The organism is Actinomadura geliboluensis, assembly GCF_005889745.1.
Lineage (GTDB): Bacteria > Actinomycetota > Actinomycetes > Streptosporangiales > Streptosporangiaceae > Spirillospora > Spirillospora geliboluensis.
In genome coordinates this window covers 1-8764 of sequence record NZ_VCKZ01000381.1, presented here as the reverse complement: position 1 = coordinate 8764, position 8764 = coordinate 1, and the positions used below count along the sequence as shown (strand labels likewise).

At 73.5% G+C, this 8764-nt stretch carries 10 protein-coding genes; all 10 read left to right on the top strand.

The window, feature by feature from the left end; genetic code table 11:
• Positions 1-265, top strand: a 265-nt coding sequence (locus ETD96_RS35540; RefSeq protein WP_138640857.1) for a DUF2752 domain-containing protein, incomplete at its 5' end; no start/stop codon positions are given.
• Between the two features lie 99 nt (positions 266-364).
• A complete protein-coding gene (gene trpC, locus ETD96_RS35535; protein ID WP_138640856.1) occupies positions 365-1171 on the top strand; it encodes an indole-3-glycerol phosphate synthase TrpC in 807 nt (268 codons plus the stop codon).
• A 130-nt stretch (positions 1172-1301) separates the two neighbouring features.
• The gene (trpB, locus tag ETD96_RS35530; RefSeq protein WP_138640855.1) at positions 1302-2537 is read left to right on the top strand and encodes a tryptophan synthase subunit beta; all 1236 of its coding nucleotides are present in this window, start codon (positions 1302-1304) and stop codon (positions 2535-2537) included.
• Entirely contained in the window at positions 2534-3346 is an 813-nt protein-coding gene (gene trpA, locus ETD96_RS35525; protein ID WP_138640854.1) for a tryptophan synthase subunit alpha, read from the top strand. The genes trpB and trpA overlap by 4 nt, the downstream gene beginning before the upstream one ends.
• A gap of 172 nt (positions 3347-3518) precedes the next feature.
• A complete protein-coding gene (locus tag ETD96_RS35520) occupies positions 3519-4010 on the top strand; it encodes a vitamin K epoxide reductase family protein (RefSeq protein ID WP_138640853.1) in 492 nt (163 codons plus the stop codon).
• Between the two features lie 59 nt (positions 4011-4069).
• Entirely contained in the window at positions 4070-4846 is a 777-nt protein-coding gene (locus ETD96_RS35515) for a DsbA family protein (protein ID WP_138640852.1), read from the top strand.
• A gap of 98 nt (positions 4847-4944) precedes the next feature.
• The gene (locus tag ETD96_RS35510; RefSeq protein WP_138640851.1) at positions 4945-5751 is read left to right on the top strand and encodes a DsbA family protein; all 807 of its coding nucleotides are present in this window, start codon (positions 4945-4947) and stop codon (positions 5749-5751) included.
• 90 nt (positions 5752-5841) lie between these two features.
• Positions 5842-7074, top strand: a complete 1233-nt coding sequence (gene lgt, locus ETD96_RS35505; RefSeq protein WP_138640850.1) for a prolipoprotein diacylglyceryl transferase — start codon at positions 5842-5844, stop codon at positions 7072-7074.
• Positions 7075-7080: 6 nt separating this feature from the next.
• Positions 7081-7818 (top strand): VIT1/CCC1 transporter family protein, encoded by a 738-nt coding sequence (locus tag ETD96_RS35500; RefSeq protein WP_240808467.1) that lies wholly within the window; start codon positions 7081-7083, stop codon positions 7816-7818.
• Positions 7819-7887: 69 nt separating this feature from the next.
• Positions 7888-8682, top strand: a complete 795-nt coding sequence (locus ETD96_RS35495; protein ID WP_138640849.1) for a hypothetical protein — start codon at positions 7888-7890, stop codon at positions 8680-8682.
• The last annotated feature ends 82 nt before the right edge of the window (positions 8683-8764 follow it).

Below are 8764 nucleotides of genomic sequence, written 5' to 3'. Positions count from 1 at the left end.
CTACTGCCCGGGCTGCGGGCTGATGCGGCTCGTCCACGCGCTCACGCACGGGGACGTCGCGACGGCGTTCGGCTTCAACCCGCTGGTCTTCGTCCTGCTGCCGGTGTTCGGGTACCTGTTCGTCCGGTGGACGGCGCTGGCCGCGCGGGGGATGCCGATGCGCTCCGCACTGTTCAGACCGGTCGTGGTGTACTCGTTCGTCGGCGTCCTCGCCGTGTACTGGGTCGTCCGCAACCTGCCGTTCGCGGCGGCGCTGGCGCCCTGACGGGCGGCGCCCGCCGGAAGGGTCCCCGGATGCCGAGAGCGTTCCAGGGGGCGGCTACGATCGGTGCACGGAACGACCTGAAATAGGGGGCCTGCGACCTTGAGCGTTTTGGACGAGATCATCGAGGGCGTCCGGGCCGATCTCGCCGACAGGCAGCGCGAGGTCCCGCTCGACGCCGTCAAGGAGAAGGCGGCCGCAGCCCCGGCCCCGCGCGACGCGCTCGCCGCGCTGCGCGGCCCGGGCGTCTCGGTCATCGCCGAGGTCAAGCGCAGCAGCCCGTCCAAGGGCGCGCTCGCCGCGATCGCCGACCCCGCCGCGCTCGCCCGCGACTACGAGGCCGGCGGCGCCAAGGTGATCAGCGTGCTGACCGAGCGGCGCCGGTTCGGCGGCAGCCTCGCCGACCTCGCCGACGTGCGCGCCAACGTCGACGTCTCCGTCCTGCGCAAGGACTTCATCGTCACCTCCTACCAGCTGTGGGAGGCGCGCGCCGCGGGCGCCGACATGGCGCTGCTGATCGTCGCCGCGCTGCCGCAGGACGCCCTCGTCTCGCTGATCGAGCGGGCCGAGTCCATCGGGCTGCTCCCGCTCGTCGAGGCGCACACCGAGGAGGAGGCCGCCCGCGCCGTGGAGGCCGGGGCCAAGGTCGTCGGCGTGAACGCCCGCGACCTGCGCACCCTCAAGGTCGACCGCGGCGTGTTCGCCCGCGTCGCGCCCACCCTGCCCAAGGACGTCGTGAAGATCGCCGAGTCGGGGGTGCGGGGCCCGCACGACCTGCTCGCCTACGCCTCCAGCGGCGCCGACGCCGTGCTGGTGGGGGAGAGCCTCGTCATCGGCCGCGACCCGCGCGCCGCCGTCGCCGACCTGGTCGCCGCCGGCGCCCACCCGGCGCTGCGGCAGAGCGGCTGAGCGGCCCGCGCGCCGGGCCGACTGGATAGGGTGAGGGCATGCAGGTCGAACCGCTCCGGGAGCGATGGCGGGGCCAGTCGAGCATCCGCTGACCCCATCGGCCACTTCTCCACGACAGGACCGTTTACCCATGACCATGGACACCGCCGCGCGCGGTGCTGAAGCCGTACCCGACGCCACGGGCCACTTCGGCCGCTTCGGCGGCCGGTTCGCCCCCGAGGCGCTGATGGCGGCGCTGGACGAGCTGACCCGCGAGTTCGAGGCCGCCAAGCGCGACCCGGCCTTCACCGGCGAACTCGACGACCTCCTCGCGAACTACGCGGGGCGTCCCAGCCTGCTGACCGAGGCGAAGCGCTTCTCGGCGGAGGCGGGCGGCGCCCGCGTGCTGCTCAAGCGCGAGGACCTCAACCACACCGGCTCGCACAAGATCAACAATGTGCTCGGCCAGGCGCTGCTCACCCGCCGGATGGGCAAGTCGCGGATCATCGCCGAGACCGGCGCCGGGCAGCACGGCGTCGCCACCGCGACCGCCGCGGCGCTCCTCGGCCTCACCTGCACCGTCTACATGGGCGAGGTCGACACCGAGCGGCAGGCCCTCAACGTCGCCCGGATGCGGATGCTCGGCGCCGAGGTCGTCCCGGTGAGGACCGGCAGCCGCACCCTCAAGGACGCCTGCAACGAGGCGTTCCGCGACTGGGTCGCCACCGTCGACGACACCCACTACTGCATCGGCTCCGTGATGGGCCCGCACCCGTTCCCGATGATGGTCCGCGACTTCCAGCGCGTCATCGGCGTCGAGGCCCGGCAGCAGTGCATCGACCTGACCGGCGCCCTGCCGGACGCGGTCGTCGCCTGCGTCGGCGGCGGCTCCAACGCGATCGGCACCTTCCACGCCTTCGTCCCGGACGCGTCGGTCCGGCTGTACGGGTTCGAGGCGGGCGGCGACGGCGTCGCGTCCGGCAAGCACGCCGCGACCCTCGTCGGCGGCTCGCTCGGCATCATCCACGGCATGCGGACCTACCTGCTGCAGGACGACGACGGCCAGACCCTGGAGACCCACTCGATCTCCGCCGGCCTCGACTACCCCGGCGTCGGCCCCGAGCACTCGTGGCTGCACGACACCGGACGCGCCGAGTACCGGGAGATCACCGACGCGGAGGCGATGGACGCGTTCGCGCTGCTGTGCCGCACCGAGGGCATCATCCCGGCGATCGAGTCCGCGCACGCGCTCGCCGGCGCGCTCAAGGTCGGCAGGGAGCTCGGCCCGGACGCCGTGATCGTGGTCTGCCTGTCCGGCCGCGGCGACAAGGACATGCACACGGCCGCCTCCTTCTTCGGCCTGATGCCCGAGGGGGAGGGCCAGTGAGCGTCCGGACCGCCTACGAGAAGGCCGGCGCCGAGGGGCGCGCCGCGCTCGTCGGGTACCTGCCCGCCGGGTTCCCCACCCGCGACGGCGCCATCGAGACCATGAAGACCATGGTCGACGCCGGCTGCGACGCCATCGAGATCGGGCTGCCCTACAGCGACCCGGTGATGGACGGCCCCACCATCCAGGACGCCGTCCACCGGGCCCTCGTCGGCGGCGTCCGCATCGCCGACGTGTTCGCCACCGTCGAGGCCGTCGCCGCGACCGGCGTCCCGGTGCTGGTCATGACCTACTGGAACCCCGTCGACCACTACGGCGTCGACCGGTTCGCGCGCGACCTCGCCTCCGCCGGCGGGGCCGGGCTGATCACCCCCGACCTCACGCCCGAGGAGGGCGGCGAGTGGCTGGAGGCGTCGGACGCGCACGGCCTCGACCGGGTGTTCCTCGTCGCGCTCAGCTCCACCGACGAGCGCATCGAGACGGTCACGGCGGCGTCCCGCGGCTTCGTGTACGCGGCGTCGCTGATGGGCGTCACCGGTGCCCGCTCGGCCGTGGACACCGGCGCCCCGCGGCTGGTCGAGCGCACCCGGGCCGCCATCGACAAGAGCGGGACCGGGCTGCCGGTCGGGCTCGGGCTCGGCGTCGGCACCGGTGCGCAGGCCGCCGAGGTCGCCGCGTTCGCCGACGGGGTGATCGTCGGGTCGGCGTTCAGCCGCCGCATCCTGGACGCCCCCGACCTCGCCTCCGGGCTGGCCGGGGTCCGGTTGCTGACCGAGGAGCTCGCGGCGGGCGTCCGCGCCGGCCGCTGAGCACGTTCCGGACATGCCGGCGGTGCCCGTGCGGACGGCGGAAAAGCCGTATCCGCGCGGGTCCCGCCGGTCCCCGGGAACTCGGCGGCACCACCGCCGAGTTCATGCTTGTGGTGGCGCCGCGCTCCCGTAGGGTGTGATCGCCGGAGGAGGCGGTCCCGGAAGGATCACGATGACGCAAGAGATGACGGCGAAGGGCCGGGCCGAGGCGGCGTCGCCGCCGCCGCCCCCCGCGTGGTTCCAGGTCGCGGCCTGGCTGCTGACGCTCGGCGGCCTCGGGATCTCCGTCTACCTGACGATCACCCACTACGACGAGGGCGCGCTGGTCTGCTCGGCGTCCTCGACGATCGACTGCCACGCGGTCACCACGAGCGAGTACTCCACCCTGCTCGGCATCCCGATGCCGCTGCTGGGCCTCGCCTTCTTCGTCGGGTTCGCCGCGCTGCTGACCCCCTGGGCGCTGCGCTCGACGTGGGCGCCGCTGCGCTGGGGCCGGGTGGCGGGCGTCTCCGTCGGCGTGCTGATGGTCGTGTACCTCGTCACCATCGAACTGGTGGTCCTGCACAAGATCTGCCTCTGGTGCACCGGGGTCCACGTCGTCACGGTCCTGCTGTTCCTCCTCGTCCTGGCCGACGAATTCCGACGGATCGGTCAAGTCGACTAATCTCGCCGTTACCGCGCCGCACCGACGGCGGCGCCGGGTCCGCACGCATAGGAGAACCAATGAGCAAGGCCGCACGAGAGCGGTCCGCGAGGGAGCGCCTGGCCGCCGAGCGCAAGCGGCAGGCGGCGCGGGAGAAGCAGCGGCGGCTGCTCGCCATCGTCCTCGGATCGGTGGTGGCGGTGGCGTTGATCGTGGTCGCCGCCGTCCTGGTCATCGACCAGAAGAACAAGAACGGCCGCGCCGAGGCGCACCAGGGCCCCCTCGCGCCCGTCAGCCGGCAGGCCGACGGGTCCATCGTGATGGCCAAGGCCGGGGTGACCAAGCCCGAGCTGGAGATCTTCGAGGACTTCCAGTGCCCGATCTGCAAGCAGTTCGAGGAGGCGACCGGCAAGACCGTCCAGCAGCTCGCGCTGGAGGGCAAGGTCAAGGTCGTCTACCGGCCGTTCCACCTGTTCGGGCAGCAGAAGGACCCCGTCCGGATCAACTCGCTGCGCTCGGCCGAGGCGGCGCTGTGCGTCCCGGCCGACAAGTGGATCTCCTACCATGACGCGCTCTTCAAGTTCCAGCCCGCCGAGGGCTCCAAGGGCTTCTCGCCCGACGACCTCGTGAAGTGGGGCAAGGACGTCGGCGTCACCGACCCGAACTTCGAGAAGTGCGTCCGGGACGAGCAGAAGAAGAGCACGGTCGACGCGATGACCAAGTACGCCCTGCAGGACCGCGGCGTCGACGGCACGCCGACGGTCTTCCTGAACGGCCAGAAGCTCGACACCGCCCAGGTCATGAACCCCGCCGGGCTGCGCGCCGTGATCGACGCCGCAGGCAGCGCCGGGAAGTGACCTCTCCCGGCCCGCACGGCGCTTCCTGAGGACGCCCGCCGCCCCCGCCGCTACGCTCGTGACTGCCAAGAGCACGCAGAGTGGCGATCGGGGGATCGATGAGCGAGCAGGGCAGCGGGGGGTCCGCGCGGCGGCGCCTCGCGGAGGAGCGGGCACGGGCGGCGGCCCGGGGACGGCGGCGGCGCGCGCTGGTGGTCGTCCTCGGGGCCGTCGCGGTGGCGGCGGTCGCGGTGGTCGTGGTGGTCGTGGTCATGTCCCGGGACGGGGGCGGGCCCACGATCAACGACTACAAGGGCGCGCTCGCCCCCGCGACCCGGCAGCAGGACGGCTCGGTCGCGATGGCGGACCCGGGGGCGAACGCGCCCGTCCTCGACGTCTGGGAGGACTTCCAGTGCCCCGCGTGCAAGGGGATGGAGGCGCGGCTCGGCGGGACGATGAAGCAGCTCGCCGCGGAGGGCAGGCTGAAGGTGGTGTACCGGCCGTTCCAGCTGTTCCAGCAGGAACCGCTGATGGGCAACTCGCGGCGGGCCGCGAACGCCGCCGCCTGCATGCCCGCCGACCACTGGGTGAAGTACCACGACAGGCTCTACGCCGAGCAGCCCCAGGAGGGCACGACCGGGTTCCTGCCGAAGGAGCTCATCGCCTGGGCCGCCGACGTCGGGGTGAGCGACCCGTCCTTCGCCGCCTGCGTCAACGGCGAGCAGCAGATGAAGACCGTGAACCAGGCCAGCGCCCTGGCGGGGAGGTCGGGCGTCGACGCCACCCCGTACCTGGCGCTGAACGGCAAGAAGGTCGCCGACGCCGTCCTCGGCTCGCCCGACGAGCTGCGGAAGGCCGTCGCGAAGGCGGCCGGCAGCGCGCCCGCCCCGGGCGGCGCGCCGTCGAGCGGAACGTCCGCGTCGTGACGGCGGGAGCACCGCGGTGACGGCGCGGGTCGCGCGGAGCGCGGCGGAGAGGGCGCACGGCGCGCCCGGAAGGAGGTAGGTTCAACGGTCATGCACCAGCTCGCCTCCATCCCGAGTCCCTCACAGGGCGTCTGGGAGCTCGGGCCAGTCCCGATCCGCGCCTACGCCCTCATGATCATCCTTGGCATCGTCGCCGCGGTCTGGCTGGGCGAGCGGCGCTGGGCCGCCAAGGGCGGCACCCCCGGCGTGATCGTCGACGTGGCCGTGTGGGCGGTGCCGTTCGGCCTGGTCGGCGGCCGGCTCTACCACGTGATCACCGACTACCAGCGGTACTTCGGGGAGGACGGCGACCCCGTCCGGGCGCTGGAGATCTGGAAGGGCGGCCTCGGCATCTGGGGCGCCGTCGCGCTCGGCGCGGTCGGCGCGGTCATCGGCTGCCGGCGGCGCGGGATCTCGGCGCTGGCGCTCGCCGACGCGGTGGCGCCCGGCATCGCGCTGGCGCAGGCGATCGGCCGCTGGGGCAACTACTGGAACCAGGAGCTGTACGGCCGTCCGCTGGACGCCTTCTGGGCGCTGGAGATCGACGAGAACCACCGGCCGATGCTGGACGGGGGGCCCGCCCTCGACCCCAAGTACGCCGACGTCGCGACCTACCACCCGACGTTCCTGTACGAGTCGCTGTGGTGCGTCGGCGTCGCGGTCCTCGTGATCTGGGCCGGCCGCCGCTACAAGCTCACGCACGGCCGCGCGTTCGCGCTGTACGTCGCCGCGTACACGGTCGGGCGCGGCTGGATCGAGGCGCTGCGCATCGACGACGCCCACCACGTCCTCGGCCTGCGGCTGAACGACTGGACGTCGATCGTCCTGTTCATCGGCGCGGTCGCCTACCTGTACCTGGCCCGCGGCCGCACCGGCCCGGAGAACGTCGGCGCTGTCCCCGCGGCGGCCGGTGGCGAGCCAGAGCCGGCGGCGGCCGAACCGACGAAGGAGCCGGAGCCCGCCGAGGGGCCCGAGCCGGAGGCGAAGGCCGAGCCCGGAGCGGCGGCAGAGACCGCGACCGGCGAGGACGCCGGCAAGGGCGCCGAGAAGGACGCTGAGAAGGACGCTGGGGCCACGGGCGAATCGGAGGCGCACTCCGAGGACGACGCCCCCTCGGACGCGCCGGAGAAAACCTCTGAGGGCGCCGCCGGCGCCGAACCGGAGGCCGGCCCGGAGACCGACCCCGCCCCCGAGCCCGCGGGGGAGATCGCGGACAATGAGGACGACGGTGCCGCCGAGTCCGCCGGGGCGGAGAAGGGAGAGCCCGTCCGGGACGGGAAGTAGGGGGCGATGGCGGACGCGGGGGAGACGACCGGCCGCAAGGGCGGGGTGATGCCCGAGCGGCACCACCAGCACCGCGATGTGACCGGGGGCTGGCTGCGGCCGGCGGTGTTCGGCGCGATGGACGGCCTGGTGTCCAACTTCGCGCTGATCGCGGGCGTCGCGGGCGGCCGGGTGGACCAGAAGGTCGTGCTGCTGGCCGGCCTCGCCGGCCTGGCGGCGGGCGCGTTCTCGATGGCGGCGGGGGAGTACATCTCCGTCGCCTCCCAGTCGGAGCTGGCGGAGGCGGAGATCGAGGTCGAGCGGCTGGAGCTCGCCCGGCACCCGGCCGCCGAGGAACGCGAGCTGGCCGAGGTCTTCGAGGCGCGCGGGGTGGACCCGGAGACCGCCGCGGAGGTCGCCCGGCAGCTGTCCCGCGACCCCGACGAGGCGCTGCAGGTGCACACCCGCGAGGAGCTCGGCGTGACCCCCGGCGACCTGCCGTCGCCGCTGCTGGCGGCGGGCTCGTCGTTCCTGTCGTTCGCGGTCGGCGCGGTCCTGCCGGTGCTGCCGTACCTGCTGGGCGCCACCTCGCTGTGGCCGGCGGCGATCGTCGCGGCCCTCGGCCTGTTCCTGGCCGGGGCGCTGGTGTCCCGGATCACCGCCCGGCCGTGGTGGTTCGGCGGGACCCGGCAGCTGCTGTTCGGCGCCGCCGCGGCGGGCATCACCTACGCCGTCGGCGCGGTGATCGGGACCAACGGCCTGTAGTTCCAAGGAATCTGGACGAAAAGCCCTTTTGGCCCCGCGGGGGCCGCCCGGACCGCTAAGCTCCGGGGCGTGATCGAGGCTCGTGACACGGGTTCCGCCGAGGCCGCCCAGCAGGGCGGCGGGCGGGACTTCTGGCCGGAGGACAAGCCCGGCCGCAAGCTCCCCAGTCCGAAGCTGCTCTACGGCGGCGCCGCCGCGCTGGTCGCGGTGATCGTCGCCGTGGTGGCGGTGGTCCTGCTGACCGGGGGCGGCGGCGAGGAGGAGGCGCCGAAGACCTCGGTGCCGACCGCCTACACGCCGGACTACCTGGGCGAGGGCTTCACCCAGATCGCGTCCCGCGCCGCCGACAAGCGGGCGGTCACCGAGGGCGAGGCGTTCGGCGCCAAGTCCCTCAAGAGCGGCGCGTACACGTTCGCGCTGGCCTCCTCCAAGCTGTCGGCCGACTGCAAGGACGGCACGTGGGGCGCCCGGCTGCAGGCCGACCTCGCCAAGCACGGCTGCACCCAGCTCGCCCGCGCCGCCTACGTGAGCGCCGACAAGAAGCACGTCGGCCAGTTCGTCGTGCTGAACATGGAGAACGAGGACGGCGTCAAGCAGATCCTGCGCGACCTCGACCCGGCGACCGGCGCCGGCTGGATCGCGCCGCTGAAGGCGGAGGGCGTCCCCGCGTTCGGGTCCGGGTTCAGCGCCGCCTACGCCAAGACCTACGGCCACTACGCCGTGCTCACCTGGGTGCAGCGGGCCGGCGGCGCGCAGCCCGCCTCGCTCAACGAGATGATCGATGTGAGCCTGGTCATCGAGAACGCCGCCGACTTCCTCTACGGGCGGCTCGACCTGGCCTCCGGCGGAAGGTCCGGGCAGTGACCGGCCCGCGCGCGGGCGTGTCACCGGCCGGCGGGCAGTAGTCTGCGCGCTCGTGGACCCCGATGAACCCCGCCGCGGCGGC